The following is a 13,105-nucleotide window of genomic DNA, read 5'->3' on the forward strand; positions in this document are numbered from 1 at the left end:
CGTCCCGGCCAGGCGGTGCCACTCCTCCGCGTCGGGCAGTCCCGTCGTGTCCACCACCGCACGGCGGACCGTCCCGGCGAACCCGCCCGATCGCGTCACCTCGATACGCATGGCACCTGTCTAGCGCATCCGGCCCCGCCGCGAGGGGTCCTCGGCAGAGCCCGCCGCACCGTCCCGCCCCGCACCGTCACGCCCCGTACCGTCACGCCTCGCGGCGGAGGACGCCGACCTCCTGCCACGCCTTCTCGACCGCCTGCGCCTCCGCGCCCTCGCCGAACCGCGTCGCCGCCGCCTCCAGCGTGAGCCGCGCGAAGTCGGCGAATTCCGCGTCCGCCTTCAGGCCGCCGCCGGTGAGCACGTCGTACCAGATCCGCCCGGCCTTCTCCCAGGCGTGCCCGCCCAGGGCCGTGGCGGCCAGGTGGAACGCCCGGTTGGGGATGCCGGAGTTGATGTGCACCCCGCCGTTGTCCTGGCGGGTGTCCACGTAGTCGTCCATGGAGCCCGGCTGCGGGTCCTTGCCGAGGACGTCGTCGTCGTACGCGCTGCCCGGTTCCTTCATGGAGCGCAGCGCCTTGCCGGTGACGCGCGGCGCGAGCAGTCCCGCGCCGATCAGCCAGTCCGCCTCCGCGGCCGTCTCGCCCTTGGTGTACTGCTTGATCAGCGAGCCGAAGACGTCGGAGACCGACTCGTTGAGCGCGCCGGACTGGCCGTAGTACTCGAGGTTGGCGGTGTACTGGGTGACGCCGTGGGCGAGTTCGTGGCCGATGACGTCGACGGGGATGGTGAAGTCCAGGAAGACCTCGCCGTCGCCGTCGCCGAAGACCATCTGCTCGCCGTTCCAGAAGGCGTTGTCGTACCGCTCGCCGTAGTGGACCGTGGCGTCCAGCGGGAGGCCGCGGCCGTCGATGGAGTCGCGGCCGTAGACCTTCAGGAAGAGGTCGAAGGTGGCGCCCAGGCCCGCGTAGGCGCGGTTGACGGAGGCGTCCCGGCCGGGCTCCTGGCCCTCGGCGCGGGCCTTCCTGCCGGGAAGGCTCTCGCGGTTCTGGGCGTCGTAGACGGTGCGGTGCGGCTTGCCGTCCCCGGCGGCCTCCGGGCGGGCGGGGACCCGGGCGCCGGCCACCGCGTTCAGGCGGCGGCGGGTGCGCTCCAGGGAGTCCCGCTCCCGGGTGCGGCGGGCGGGCCCGGAGAGGAGCTCGTCGGTGTGCCGGGAGAGGGTGTCGAGGATGTGCGGGGGGACGATCGTGCAGAAGACCCGGTTCGTGCTCATACCTCCCCATGGTCGCGGAGAGTGACGGATAAGTCACCAGTGGTGACGACAAGTGATCCAACATCGTCGACGATGCCCGGACCTGTCGCTTCTCTTGTGGTCTCGGGCACCTTTTGTCTGTTTGACCTCCTGGGTCCCGCATACTGATACGGAACCGCGCATCGTGGCGTGGCTCGGCTAGGCTGCGGCACATCATGCGGTACGGGCTGCTCCTCCTTAGCTGCCGCGGCGAGGGTCTGTAAGTCGCAAGGCCGACCCCCTCCCCGCGGTGTCCGGCGTTGTTGCCGTCAGTCGGCCGTCCTCCAGGACTGTTACCTGTCCACCGGACACCCAAGGAGCCGAATCCGCCATGGTGAACCGCCAGAAGCCCTCCTCGATGCCGATCAGCAAGTACGGGCGGTACGAGCAGGTCGACATCCCCGACCGCACCTGGCCCGACCGGCGCGTCACCGCCGCTCCCCGCTGGCTCTCCACGGACCTGCGCGACGGCAACCAGGCCCTGATCGACCCGATGTCCCCGGCGCGCAAGCGCGCCATGTTCGACCTGCTGGTCCGCATGGGCTACAAGGAGATCGAGGTCGGCTTCCCCGCCTCCGGGCAGACGGACTTCGACTTCGTCCGCTCGATCGTCGAGGACGAGGACGCCATCCCCGAGGACGTCACCATCTCGGTGCTGACCCAGGCCCGCGAGGACCTGATCGAGCGCACCGTGGAGTCCCTGAAGGGCGCCCGCCGGGCCACCGTCCACCTGTACAACGCCACCGCGCCGGTCTTCCGCCGCGTGGTCTTCCGCGGCTCCAAGGACGACATCAGGCAGATCGCCGTCGACGGCACCCGCCTGGTGATGGAGTACGCCGACAAACTGCTGGGCGACGAGACCGCGTTCGGCTACCAGTACAGCCCGGAGATCTTCACCGACACCGAGCTGGACTTCGCGCTGGAGGTCTGCGAGTCCGTCATGGACGTCTGGCAGCCCGGCCCGGACCGCGAGATCATCCTCAACCTGCCCGCCACCGTGGAGCGTTCGACGCCGTCCACGCACGCGGACCGGTTCGAGTGGATGCACCGCAACCTGTCGCGCCGCGAGTACGTCTGCCTGTCCGCGCACCCGCACAACGACCGCGGCACCGCCGTCGCCGCCGCCGAGCTGGCCGTGATGGCCGGCGCGGACCGCGTCGAGGGCTGCCTGTTCGGCCAGGGCGAGCGCACCGGCAACGTCGACCTGGTGACGCTGGGCATGAACCTCTTCTCGCAGGGCGTCGACCCGCAGATCGACTTCTCGGACATCGACGAGATCCGGCGCACCTGGGAGTACTGCAACCAGATGGAGGTCCACCCGCGCCACCCGTACGTGGGCGACCTGGTCTTCACCTCCTTCTCCGGCTCCCACCAGGACGCCATCAAGAAGGGCTTCGACGCCATGGAGGCGGACGCCGCGGCCAGGGGCGTCACGGTGGACGACCTGGAGTGGGCGGTCCCGTACCTGCCGATCGACCCCAAGGACGTCGGCCGCTCCTACGAGGCCGTGATCCGGGTCAACTCCCAGTCCGGCAAGGGCGGCGTGGCCTACGTCCTGAAGAACGACCACAAGCTGGACCTGCCGCGCCGGATGCAGATCGAGTTCTCGAAGATCATCCAGGCCAAGACCGACGCCGAGGGCGGCGAGGTCACCCCGGGCGCCATCTGGGAGATCTTCCAGGACGAGTACCTGCCCAATCCCGAGAACCCGTGGGGCCGCATCCAGGTGGAGACCGGCCAGACCACCACCGACCAGGACGGCGTCGACACCCTCACCGTGCGCTGCACCGTCGACGGCGAGCCGACCGTGCTGACCGGCACCGGCAACGGTCCGATCTCGGCCTTCTTCGACGCCCTGCAGAACATCGGCGTCGACGTACGCCTGCTGGACTACCAGGAGCACACGATGAGCGAGGGCGCCTCCGCACAGGCCGCCTCCTACATCGAGTGCGCCGTGGGCGACAAGGTCCTGTGGGGCATCGGCATCGACCCGAACACGACGCGCGCCTCGCTGAAGGCGGTCGTCTCCGCCGTCAACCGCTCGGCGCGCTGATCATCCCGACCGGTGGTTCCGGGGCCCGCACGCCGCACGCCGGCGGGCGGGCCCCGGCCATTTCCGGCCACTTGGCCCGGATGATCACGGAAAGGTGTCCTCCGGGGTACTGACGGGGCCTCAGTGATGTGGCTAACATCACGCCGAGCGTGACGACGTTGTCGCGGCTTACCCGTACGGAGGTGCTACGTGCTGCCAGGGAGCGGACGAGACGGCAGGCGGCGACCCGTGCGCGCTTCCCGGATGGCGGGGCTGCGCACCACCTGGACGGACGCCGGGGAGGGCGAGTTCTTCTGCCCCGGCTGCGGCGGTGACCGCACCTACCAGCGCATGCGGGGCCAGGTGCGGTTCACCGTGCTGGGCGTCCCGCTGCTCGACCGGGGCGAGACCGGGCCGGTCGTCCGGTGCGCGGCCTGCGGCGGGAGGTTCGGCGCCGAGGTTCTGGACCACCCCACCACCGCCCGGCTCTCGGCGATGCTGCGGGACGCCGTGCACACGGTGGCCCTGGCCGTCCTGGCGGCCGGCGGCACGGGTTCCCGGACGGCCCTGGAGACGGCCGCCGAGGGCGCGCGGGCCGCGGGCAGCGACGACTGCACCGCCGACCAGCTCGCCCTGCTGGTCCGGGTGATCGAGGACGAGGTCGTCTCCCACCACCTGGGCCGGGCCTGGGAGACCGGGACCGCCCTGGAACTGCACGAGACGCTGGCCCCGCTGGCCCCGCACCTCGCGCCGGCCGGGCGTGAATCGATTCTCCTCCAGGCCGCCCGCGTCGCCCTCGCGGACGGCCCCTACCGCCCCGCCGAACGCGAGCTGCTCACCACGGTGGGCGTGGAGCTCGACATTCCCGACGCGGACGTCTCCCGGCTGCTGGAGTCCGCCCGCACGCCGTCCTGAGGCGCCGGAGCCCGGACGCCGGGGGCGGTACGCCCCGGCGGGCGCGGTCCGCGTCGAAGACCTCCTCGCCCCGCCCGGCCGCACTTCCGTGCGGACGGTTGCCCCCGGCGGACGGGAGGGGTTCGATGGGGGCATGGCGGACGGGTGGGAGAGCTGGCCCGAGGACGGTCCCGGTGTGGTGCGGCTGCCCTCCGGGCGGCTGGTGCGCGGGCGGGGTCTGCGGGAGGCGCTGCCGCCGGGGCCCGTGCCGGAGTTCGGACTGTACCTGCAGGCCCGCCGCGCGCCCGAGGTCCCGTGGCAGGCACGGTTGTTGAGGTGGCCGGACTTCCGGCTGCCGGCCGACCGGGAGGAGGCCCGGTCGGCGCTGGCGCAGGTGTGGGAGACGGCCGCGCGCCGGCGGGTGGAGGTGGCCTGCGGCGGCGGGCGCGGGCGCACCGGAACCGCGCTGGCCTGTCTGGCCGTCCTCGACGGGGTGGATCCCGCCGAGGCGGTGGCCTGGGTCCGCCGCCGGTACCACCCCCGTGCGGTGGAGACCCCCTGGCAGCGGCGCTACGTGCGGCTGTTCAGCGCACCGGCCCGGCAGGGACGGCAGGGCTGACGGGACCGGCGGGGCCGAGATCCAGCCGCATCACCAGGCGGTCCTGGCCGGGGCCGAAGTAGTCCGGCCGCAGCCCCCCGTCGGGTTCCTCGCAGGTGAAGCCGAGGGAGCGGTAGAGCAGGACGGCCGCGCTGTTGGCCGGTTCCACGGTGAGCCGGACCACGCGGGTTCCGGCGTCCCGCAGGAGCAGCAGGATCTCGCGCATCAGGTCCCGGCCGAGCCCTCGCCCGCGGCGGTCCCGGGTGACGCACAGCCCGAGGATCCAGCAGTCCCGGCTCAGCGCGTCGGTCCCGGCCAGCACGTAGCCGTGCAGCAGGCCGGAGCCGTCGTCCAGCACCAGGAAGTGCCGCTGGTAGAGATCGAAGAGCTGGCGGAGGAGAAAGGGCGGGTAGGCGAACTGGCCGAAGATCTCGTGGTCCAGACGGCGCAGTTCGGGAAGATCCGATTCCTCCGCGCGTCGGAGGACCAGCTCCTGCGGGGCGGAGGGAAGGGCCTCCGTGTAAGCGGTCATGCGGGCGCACCACCTTCGAGTGAATCCAGTGCGCGGGCAGCCGGCCGGAGCCGGTGGGGGTGTGGGAAGACTGCCCATCAAGTCCCGTTCCATGCAAGGCTGTTGATGGAGGGGCAAGGTGGCGTGAATGAGGGCCGAGTTCGCCAGGTTGGCCTGGCGTTGGGGGTTCGGAGGGCAGCCGGCATTGGTATTTTCTAGAAATGGCCCTCAATTCTGAAGCACCATGGGACCAGTTCTGCCCAGATGATTATGTGAAGCGGAACTACGCCACCCCACTTGACGTCGACAAGAAGATCGTCCGCCTGGTCGGCAAGCATTTGGTCGACCATTTCGGCGGAGGTCTGCGGGGGCCGGTGAAGGGGGTCGACGTGGGCGCGGGCGCCAATCTCTACCCGGCGCTGTGCATGCTCCCCTGGTGCTCCGGGATCACCCTGCTGGAGAAGGCGCCCAAGAACCTCGACTACCTGCGCAAGCAGGCGGACCCGGCGGGGAGCGGGTTCGACACCGCCTGGGACGCCTTCTGGGACGAACTGGCCGCGTACCCCGAGTACGCGGCGGTGCACGACGAGCGGCGCGAGCTGTTCGGCAAGGCGGCCGACCCCCGCCCCGGCGACCTGCTGGAGCTCGGCGGGACCACCGAACGCTGGGGGGTCGGCGCGATGTTCTTCGTCGCGGAGTCCATGTCCAGCTCCCGCGAGGAGTTCCTGGCGGCGGTCGACCGCTTCCTGGGCGTCCTCGAGCCGGGCGCGCCGTTCGCCGCCGCCTTCATGCTCCAGTCCGAGGGCTACGAGGTCGGCGCCTACGAGTTCCCGGCGTACAAGGTCGACCAGCCGGAGGTCGCCAGGGCGCTGGACCCGCTGGCGCAGAAGGTCACCTACCACGAGCTGGACTTCACCCTGCGCGACGGCCACGAGGGCATGCTGCTGACCCTCGGCTTCCGCAGGTCCGACTGAACGGGCCGGGCGGGACTCCGCCCGGTTGATCTGTTGTGAGGGGTACGGGGAATGCAGATCAAACCGCGCCAGCACCTGCTGGACATCTGGCGGGCCATCGGCCGGCACTCGTTCCAGGACGGGGGCAAGTTCACCTGGGGCGAGCTCGGCGGAGTCAGCTCCGTCGCGGACGCCGAGCGGCTGCTCTGCCTGCTCTATCCCGCGACGGAGATCCCCGCCTTCCGCCTCGACCAGCCCGACACCACCGAACGGGACGTCCTGCGCGCGCTGGAGCAGGTCGGCACCCGCCTGGAGATCCCGGCCAACATCGTCGGCGTGCTCAGCGAGTTCATGCAGAAGCACACCGGCCCCGACGGAGAGCCCACCTTCGCCGGCGGGCACTACTTCCGGCCCCGCAGGTCCGAGGACCAGGTCACCCCGGAGCAGCGGCAGTGGGGCGTCGTGGACTCCTACTCCATGTCCGTCACGCTCTGCCTCGCCGCCCTGGGCTTCCTCAAGGTCTACGAGGACACCACGGCCCGCAGCGACGTGCGCCAGGCCGTGGAGGACCTGAGGGAGGCCACCCGCGCCCGGCTGACCGCCGCCATGGTCAGCCTGCTGCGGTCCTTCAGCGTCAACGTCTTCGAGCCCGAGTCCGACCAGGGCAGGCGGCTGGTCCAGCTGATCGGCCAGGGCCGCCAGTCCGACCGCGCGGTGATCCAGCAGTTCTCCCGCCGGTTCAAGGCGCTGCGGGCGACCATCGGCGAAAGCCTCATCCTCGGCATCGACGTCGAGGAGATGCTGAGGGACGACAACCAGCTCTTCGAGTGCGGCTGGGCCTGGAGCATCGTCCGGGACGCCCCCGAGGTCACCGACCTGGGCGAACCGCCGGTGAGCCAGCCGCCCGGCGTCGCCGACAACCTGCCCTACGTGTACTTCACCGTCATCGCCCTCGACGGCATCCAGGACCTCTTCTCGGAGCGCACCCTCACCCTGGGCCTGCTCGACCCCGACCAGCAGAAGCTCGCCGAGGCGCTGCGCCTGCGGTGGGAGATCAGCCAGCAGTACTGGTCCGGCATCGCCCGCTTCGGCGAGGCCCGCTGGCCGCTGGAGGACCTGCCCTGGCGCACCACCGGCCTCCAGCTGGAGTCCGAGTACTACTCCCTCACCGTCGCCGCCATCCTCGTGCACGACCTGGTGCGCCGCCGCGCCACCGACGACGACCTCACCCGCACCGTCGCCATCATGGAGCGGCTCGCCGAACGCGGCCGCGTCACCAGCCGGCTCACCTTCGACGACCCCTACGTCCACCTGCACAGCCCCGGCGCCACCCTGCCGCTCTCCGGGGCGGGCAAGAACGGCCTGCCGCCGCTGCTGTGGCGGATGACCGACTTCTCCGCCCACCTCCTCAAGCGGACCATCCAGCTCGCCGAGCTCTCCCGCAACCTCACCAGCCAGGACCGGCTGCTGCGGCTCGCCGAGCAGATCTTCGAGCACCTGTGGGCCCGCCGGATCGAGGACGGCGAGGGCACCGGCCTCTGGGACGACATCAAGGGCGCCTACCCGGAGCTCGGGGGCATCCCCTCCCGGCTCTCCTGGTCGGTCACCGAGCGCGTCACCGAATGCCTGGTCGCCGCCCGCCAGCTCTACCACCAGGACCCGATCCGCAGCGCCGACCTCGCCGAACTCGCCCGCCACCTGCTCAGCGAGGCCACCCACCTGTTCGGCAAGGAGCAGCTCGAGGCCGCCCCGACCGACGACGGCGGCCGCGGCCGGGCCATGCGCTCCATCGAGACCCGCCTCGACCGGGCCCGCGAACTGGTCGAGCGGCAACCCGCCACCGCCTTCGCGCTGGCCCTGCCCGTGCTCCGTGAACTCGACACCCTGTCCCAGGCCAGGGACGCCGCCGCCCAGGAGGTCTGAGCCGTGCTCGTCTTCGCCGCCTCCGACAAGGGAGGCACCGGCCGCTCGGTGACCAGCGCCAACCTGGCCTACCAGCGCGCCCTGCTCGGCGACCACGTGGCCTACGTGGACTTCGACTTCGGCTCGCCCACCGCCGCCGCCGTCTTCGACGTGCCCGGCGCGATCCGCGGCATCCAGGAGAACGGCCTGCACTCCTACCTGGAGGGCGAGACCAACGAACCCGCCAAGATCGACGTGTGGCGGCAGACCGAGCACCCCGTGCTGCGCAACCGGCCCAACCAGGCCGGCCGGCTGGTGCTCTTCCCCGGCAACATCAGCGGCGGCGAGTTCGCCACCGACGACGAGACCCTGGAGCGCTGCGTCGACCTGCTGCTGCGGCTGAACACCGAGTTCGACCTGATCGTGGTCGACCTCAGCGCCGGCCGCAGCTACGCCATGGACATGGTCCTGGCGGCCACCGCGCACCCCCGGATGCGCCATGTCCCCTTCCGCTGGCTGGTCTTCCACCGCTGGACCCGCCAGCACGTCATCGCCGCGGCCGGCCTGGTCCACAAGGACCACGGCATCCTCGACTGCGGCGCCGGACACGGCCACCACAAGGACACGCTGCGCGGCCACATCCGCTTCGTACGGGCCGCCGTGCCCGACCCCGAGTCGCCCCTGTGGTCCCAGGTGACGCCCGCGCAGGCCGCCTGGATGCAGGCCTGCGACGAGGCGCTGCGCCGCCTCGCCTCGGACAACCGCATCGGCGACAGCGTCGTCCTCGGCGTCGTCCCGCTGGAGCCCATCCTCCAGTGGCGCGAGCAGCTGATCACCGAGGAGGACGTGCTCTCCAAGCAGATCGCCAACAAGGAGACCCTCGAGGCGCTGGAGGAGATCGCCCGCCGCCTCACCGACGACACCCACTGGGGGCGGCCGTGACGGAAGCCGTGTTCCGCGAGACCGCCGCCGAACCACGCACCCAGGCGGTGCCGCTCTCCCACCTCTCCCTCGAGCTCGGCCACCTCTACATGGAGGACTTCGAGGCCGGCCCCGAGCGGCTGCGCCGCCACTTCGCCCAGGTCGTCCACTGGGCCGAGGCGGTCCGCGAGGCCACCCGGGCCGCGACCGGGAAGCGGCCGCGCATCTCCACCTGCTTCCTGATCGACGACTACTTCACCCGCTTCTCCACCCCCCGCGAACTGGTGCCGATACTGCTCGCCGAGGCCGAGCGGGCCGGGCTGACCGTGGACTACCTGGCCCGCGAGTCCGGCTGCGCCGAGGCGGAGGGCGCGCCGGTGGCCGAGGCGGTCGCCGGACGGCTGGTGGAGTCGCCGCCGCCCGGCGCCTACGGGGCCCGTCCGCCCGCCGGCCAGACCGGCTGGCTCGCCAACGGCGAACGCAGCCCCGCCGCCCGCACCCCGCAGGCCATGAAGAAGGCCATTCCCTGGCAGGCGCCCCGGGAGACCGCCGCCCGCCAGCACTCCGTCTTCCTCGACGTCGAGCTGTGGAGCGAACGCCCCGGCGGCGGGAAGCTGTGGTCCTGCCCCTTCCTCGCCGCCGTCTGGCAGCTCGCCAGGCTCGGTCTGCTGCGCGACGAGGGCCGGGCGGTGCTGACGCCCCGGCCGCACGAGGGCCCGTTCCCGGACGACTGGGACGAGATGCCGCCGCTGCTCCAGCTCCAGTCCCGGGCCGCCCCGTTCGCCGCCTACCGCACCTGCTCGGTGCTGCCCAACCGGTTCGTGCCGGTGGAGCACGCGGTCCGGGTGATCCTCGACCAGACCGAGGTCGACCCCGGGGCGCTCGGACAGGTCGCCGGCCGGTCCGCGGGGGAGGGCGTCGCCGTCCCCGACTCCGTGGCCGACCGGATCTCCTACGTCTTCTACGCGGGGCAGTGACGTGACACGGGGGCCCGGGCAGGAAGAGAAGGGGGCGGCATGAGCGCGGGGGAGAACCACGACGAGGGGATCGTGCTGCTCTGCGGCGAGGTCCGCACCGGCCTGCTTCCCGCGCACCAGGCCCTCGACATCCGCGCGGCGGCCCAGCTGCTGCGGCTGCGCGCCGACGAGCGGGTCCTGGTCAGCGAACGCCCCAACCTCTACGCCCGCTCCCCGGACACGCTCACCGGCGTCGACTGCCCGCTGCCCAGCGCCAGCGGCGCCAAGGTCCGCGCCGTCGGCACGGTCGCCGTGCGCGGCACGCTCACCGAGGGCCGGGTGCTCCAGACCTCCGCCCGCCTCGGCCTCGCCGCCCGCGGCCCCGACCACCGCCGGCCCTGGGGCCACTACCTGGTCCGGCCCGGGACGCTCGAACCGTTCGGACGGCTGCCCCGCGAGGCCGTCGCCGAGGGCGTGCTGGCCGGGGCGCGGCGCGGCGAACTCGACGTCGGGCTGATCGCCGACGGCCTGCTCACCCAGTTGCTGCGCCACCCGCTGCTCGACCAGCACCCGCCCTTCAAGTCGCGCCCCACCCGGCTGCGGTGGACCGCGCTGCCCGCCGAGGCCGGGGCCGGCGGCCCGTCCATCGAGCGGCTCACCCTGGCCGAGGACGAGCTGCGCACCCTCAGGCTGCGCGTGCCGCCCGGCGCCGATCCGGCCGAGGTGGCCGGCCTCTGCGAGGACCTGGCCCTGCACGACTGGCTGCTCACCACCGTCGTGCGCCTCCTCGACGGCAGCCGGCTGGGCTCCGCCGACGGCACCGCCGTGGTCCGGGCGCTGCGGCCGGCCGTCGACCACCTGCTGCACCTGTGGATGCCGCGGGCCCGCCTCGAACCGTCGCTCGCCGCCCTCTGGGACGTGCTGGAGGAGCGCCCCGGGTTCACCCGCCAGTGGCAGGTCCTGGTCCGCCGGATCCGCGACCAGCTCGCCCTCCACGCCATCCCCGCGCTGCACCAGGAGGCGGTGATGGCTCCCTGAGCAGACGCCGTCGCCCCGCCCAGCCTGAACAGCCGGACATCACGGACATCCCAACGGGGGGAGAAGCGAGATGAGCACCACCCAGTCACCCCAGTCGCCGCAGTCACCACGGTCACCCCGGCCGGACGGGACCGCGCGCCCGGCCGGCCGCGCGGGCCGGACACCGCCGCGGCTGCGGCGGGCGGGCACCGGCCTGGCCCTGGCGGCGCTGGTCCTCGCCGTCGCCGCGGTCCTCGACGTCGACGACGGGCCGCTGCTGAAGATCGTGCTCGCCGTGGTCTGCGGCACCGCCGCCCTGGTCGTCCAGCACCTCGCCGGGCTGTCGCGGCAGCTCGCGGAGCAGGCCCGGGAGAGCCGCGAGACCCGGGTGGCGCTGGACGGCACCGTCACCGCCGTCCGGGAGAGCCTGGAACGGCACGCCGCCGACCTGCGGGGAGCGGCGGAGAAGCGCGCCGCGGCGCCCGCGCCGCCCGAGGGCCCCGTGGAGGCCGTCGCCTACCGCGTCGAGCGGGCCACCCCCGACTCCATCCCCGAGCAGTCCCGGCGCGCCATCGCCGAGGTGCTCACCACCGGGCCGGACATCCTGCAGACCTTCGCCCGCGCCGAGCTGGAGCGGGTGGTGCGGCACATGGCCGACCTCAACAACCTCACCGCCGAGTGCGCGGGAGAGAACCACGACTGGATGCTCTCCCTCACCCACTCCACCGAGCGGTCCATCTTCGCCACCAGCACCTCGGTGGACCGCGAGTTCTGGAACAGCGAGCCCGCCTCCCGGTACCTCCAGGCCCAGCGGGAGGCCATCGAGCGGGGCGTCGTCGTGCAGCGGCTGTTCCTGCTGGAGTCCGCGGAGATGCTCGACGACAAGCTGCTGCGGCTCTGCGAGGAACAGGAACTGCTCGGCATCGAGCTGCGCGCCGCGGTGATGCAGGAACTCCCGCCGCACCTCCAGCGGGGCACGACCAGCGACTTCATCCTCTACGACGAGGGCGTCTCCTTCGAGATCGAGCAGGACCTGCGCGACGTCAACGTCAAGACCCGGCTGATCGCCCGCCCCGACCACGTCGAGCAGCGGCTGCGGCGGTTCCGCGAACTGTGGGAGGCCGGGATGAACCTGCGGGACCTGGAGACCCGGGTCGACGACGAGGAGGACGGCGCCTGGATGGTCGACGTGTGACCGCCGCACGGGCCCCGCGGGGCCCGTGCGGCGGGTGCGGGAGAATGGGGCCATGAGTCTCTTCCGGGACGACGGCGTCGTCCTGCGCACCCAGAAGCTCGGCGAGGCGGACCGGATCATCACGCTGCTGACCCGCGGCCACGGCCGGGTGCGCGCGGTCGCCCGCGGGGTACGGCGCACCAAGTCGAAGTTCGGGGCGCGGCTGGAGCCGTTCTCCCACGTCGACGTACAGTTCTTCGCCCGCGGCAGCGAGCTGGTCGGCCGCACCCTGCCGCTGTGCACGCAGAGCGAGACCATCGCCGCGTACGGCGGGGCGATCGTCGCCGACTACGACCGGTACACCGCCGGCACCGCCATGCTGGAGACCGCCGAGCGGTTCACCGAGCAGGAGGGCGAGCAGGCCGTGCAGCAGTACCTGCTGCTGGTCGGCGCCCTGCGCACCCTCGCCCGCGGCGAGCACGCCCCCCACCTGGTCCTCGACGCCTTCCTGCTGCGCTCCCTGGCCGTCAACGGCTACGCGCCCAGCTTCGGCGACTGCGCGCGGTGCGGGATGCCCGGACCGAACCGGTTCTTCTCCGTGGCCGGCGGCGGCTCGGTCTGCGTGGACTGCCGGATGCCGGGCAGCGTGGTGCCCTCCGCCCCCGCCCTGACGCTGCTGGGCGCGCTGCTCACGGGAGACTGGGAGACCGCGGACGCCGCCGAGCCCCGGCACGTCCGCGAGGGCAGCGGGCTGGTCGCCGCCTACCTGCACTGGCACCTGGAGCGCGGTCTGAGGTCGCTCAGGTTCGTGGAACAGTAGGACGCCCAACCGGTCGGACGACGAGGACGAGGAGCTACGAGA

At 72.5% G+C, this 13,105-nt stretch carries 12 protein-coding genes; 10 read left to right on the forward strand and 2 right to left on the reverse strand.

Going from position 1 to position 13,105, the window contains the following annotated elements:
* Positions 1 to 202: 202 nt before the first annotated feature.
* Positions 203 to 1,267: a M4 family metallopeptidase gene (locus tag A2U95_RS14570; protein WP_166022628.1), complete on the reverse strand. Its 1,065-nt coding sequence runs from the start codon at positions 1,265 to 1,267 to the stop codon at positions 203 to 205.
* Between the two features lie 349 nt (positions 1,268 to 1,616).
* Between A2U95_RS14570 and leuA the strand changes: the two genes are divergently transcribed.
* From leuA to A2U95_RS14585, 3 genes are all read left to right on the forward strand, one after another.
* Positions 1,617 to 3,338 (forward strand): 2-isopropylmalate synthase, encoded by a 1,722-nt coding sequence (gene leuA / locus A2U95_RS14575; RefSeq protein ID WP_166022630.1) that lies wholly within the window; start codon positions 1,617 to 1,619, stop codon positions 3,336 to 3,338.
* 189 nt (positions 3,339 to 3,527) lie between these two features.
* Positions 3,528 to 4,232, forward strand: coding sequence for a TerB family tellurite resistance protein (locus tag A2U95_RS14580; RefSeq protein ID WP_166022632.1), 705 nt, complete (start codon positions 3,528 to 3,530; stop codon positions 4,230 to 4,232).
* Positions 4,233 to 4,365: 133 nt separating this feature from the next.
* On the forward strand, positions 4,366 to 4,830 hold the full coding sequence (locus A2U95_RS14585) for a protein-tyrosine phosphatase family protein (protein WP_166022634.1): 465 nt from the start codon (positions 4,366 to 4,368) through the stop codon (positions 4,828 to 4,830).
* On the opposite strand, the gene A2U95_RS14590 is transcribed toward A2U95_RS14585, so the two are convergent.
* Complete coding sequence (locus tag A2U95_RS14590; RefSeq protein WP_166022636.1) at positions 4,796 to 5,341, reverse strand: GNAT family N-acetyltransferase; 546 nt, start codon at positions 5,339 to 5,341, stop codon at positions 4,796 to 4,798. The two genes, A2U95_RS14585 and A2U95_RS14590, sit on opposite strands and share 35 nt — an antisense overlap.
* A 200-nt stretch (positions 5,342 to 5,541) precedes the next feature.
* Here A2U95_RS14590 and A2U95_RS14595 point away from each other — a divergent pair, with 200 nt between their 5' ends.
* From A2U95_RS14595 to recO, 7 genes are all read left to right on the forward strand, one after another.
* Complete coding sequence (locus A2U95_RS14595; protein WP_166022638.1) at positions 5,542 to 6,294, forward strand: SCO2525 family SAM-dependent methyltransferase; 753 nt, start codon at positions 5,542 to 5,544, stop codon at positions 6,292 to 6,294.
* 51 nt (positions 6,295 to 6,345) lie between these two features.
* Positions 6,346 to 8,196, forward strand: a complete 1,851-nt coding sequence (locus tag A2U95_RS14600; RefSeq protein ID WP_166022641.1) for an SCO2524 family protein — start codon at positions 6,346 to 6,348, stop codon at positions 8,194 to 8,196.
* A 3-nt stretch (positions 8,197 to 8,199) separates the two neighbouring features.
* Positions 8,200 to 9,117 carry an SCO2523 family variant P-loop protein gene (locus A2U95_RS14605; RefSeq protein WP_166022642.1) on the forward strand — a complete coding sequence of 306 codons (918 nt, stop codon included), beginning with the start codon at positions 8,200 to 8,202 and terminating at the stop codon, positions 9,115 to 9,117.
* Positions 9,114 to 10,073 (forward strand): SCO2522 family protein, encoded by a 960-nt coding sequence (locus A2U95_RS14610; RefSeq protein WP_166022644.1) that lies wholly within the window; start codon positions 9,114 to 9,116, stop codon positions 10,071 to 10,073. The genes A2U95_RS14605 and A2U95_RS14610 overlap by 4 nt, the downstream gene beginning before the upstream one ends.
* Before the next feature lie 39 nt (positions 10,074 to 10,112).
* Positions 10,113 to 11,090: an SCO2521 family protein gene (locus A2U95_RS14615; RefSeq protein WP_166022646.1), complete on the forward strand. Its 978-nt coding sequence runs from the start codon at positions 10,113 to 10,115 to the stop codon at positions 11,088 to 11,090.
* Positions 11,091 to 11,160: 70 nt separating this feature from the next.
* Positions 11,161 to 12,264, forward strand: coding sequence for a hypothetical protein (locus A2U95_RS14620; protein ID WP_166022649.1), 1,104 nt, complete (start codon positions 11,161 to 11,163; stop codon positions 12,262 to 12,264).
* Between the two features lie 52 nt (positions 12,265 to 12,316).
* Positions 12,317 to 13,063, forward strand: coding sequence for a DNA repair protein RecO (recO, locus tag A2U95_RS14625; RefSeq protein WP_166022651.1), 747 nt, complete (start codon positions 12,317 to 12,319; stop codon positions 13,061 to 13,063).
* Positions 13,064 to 13,105 lie beyond the last annotated feature (42 nt).

This window comes from Streptomyces chilikensis (assembly GCF_001642695.1).
GTDB lineage: Bacteria > Actinomycetota > Actinomycetes > Streptomycetales > Streptomycetaceae > Streptomyces > Streptomyces chilikensis.

Coding starts and splice junctions, on each gene's coding strand:
- A2U95_RS14570 (WP_166022628.1), bottom strand. CDS start 1,267: ATGAGCACGAACCGGGTCTTCTGCACGATCGTCCCCCCGCACATCCTC.
- leuA (WP_166022630.1), top strand. CDS start 1,617: ATGGTGAACCGCCAGAAGCCCTCCTCGATGCCGATCAGCAAGTACGGG.
- A2U95_RS14585 (WP_166022634.1), top strand. CDS start 4,366: ATGGCGGACGGGTGGGAGAGCTGGCCCGAGGACGGTCCCGGTGTGGTG.
- A2U95_RS14590 (WP_166022636.1), bottom strand. CDS start 5,341: ATGACCGCTTACACGGAGGCCCTTCCCTCCGCCCCGCAGGAGCTGGTC.
- A2U95_RS14595 (WP_166022638.1), top strand. CDS start 5,542: ATGGCCCTCAATTCTGAAGCACCATGGGACCAGTTCTGCCCAGATGAT.
- A2U95_RS14600 (WP_166022641.1), top strand. CDS start 6,346: ATGCAGATCAAACCGCGCCAGCACCTGCTGGACATCTGGCGGGCCATC.
- A2U95_RS14615 (WP_166022646.1), top strand. CDS start 10,113: ATGAGCGCGGGGGAGAACCACGACGAGGGGATCGTGCTGCTCTGCGGC.
- A2U95_RS14620 (WP_166022649.1), top strand. CDS start 11,161: ATGAGCACCACCCAGTCACCCCAGTCGCCGCAGTCACCACGGTCACCC.
- recO (WP_166022651.1), top strand. CDS start 12,317: ATGAGTCTCTTCCGGGACGACGGCGTCGTCCTGCGCACCCAGAAGCTC.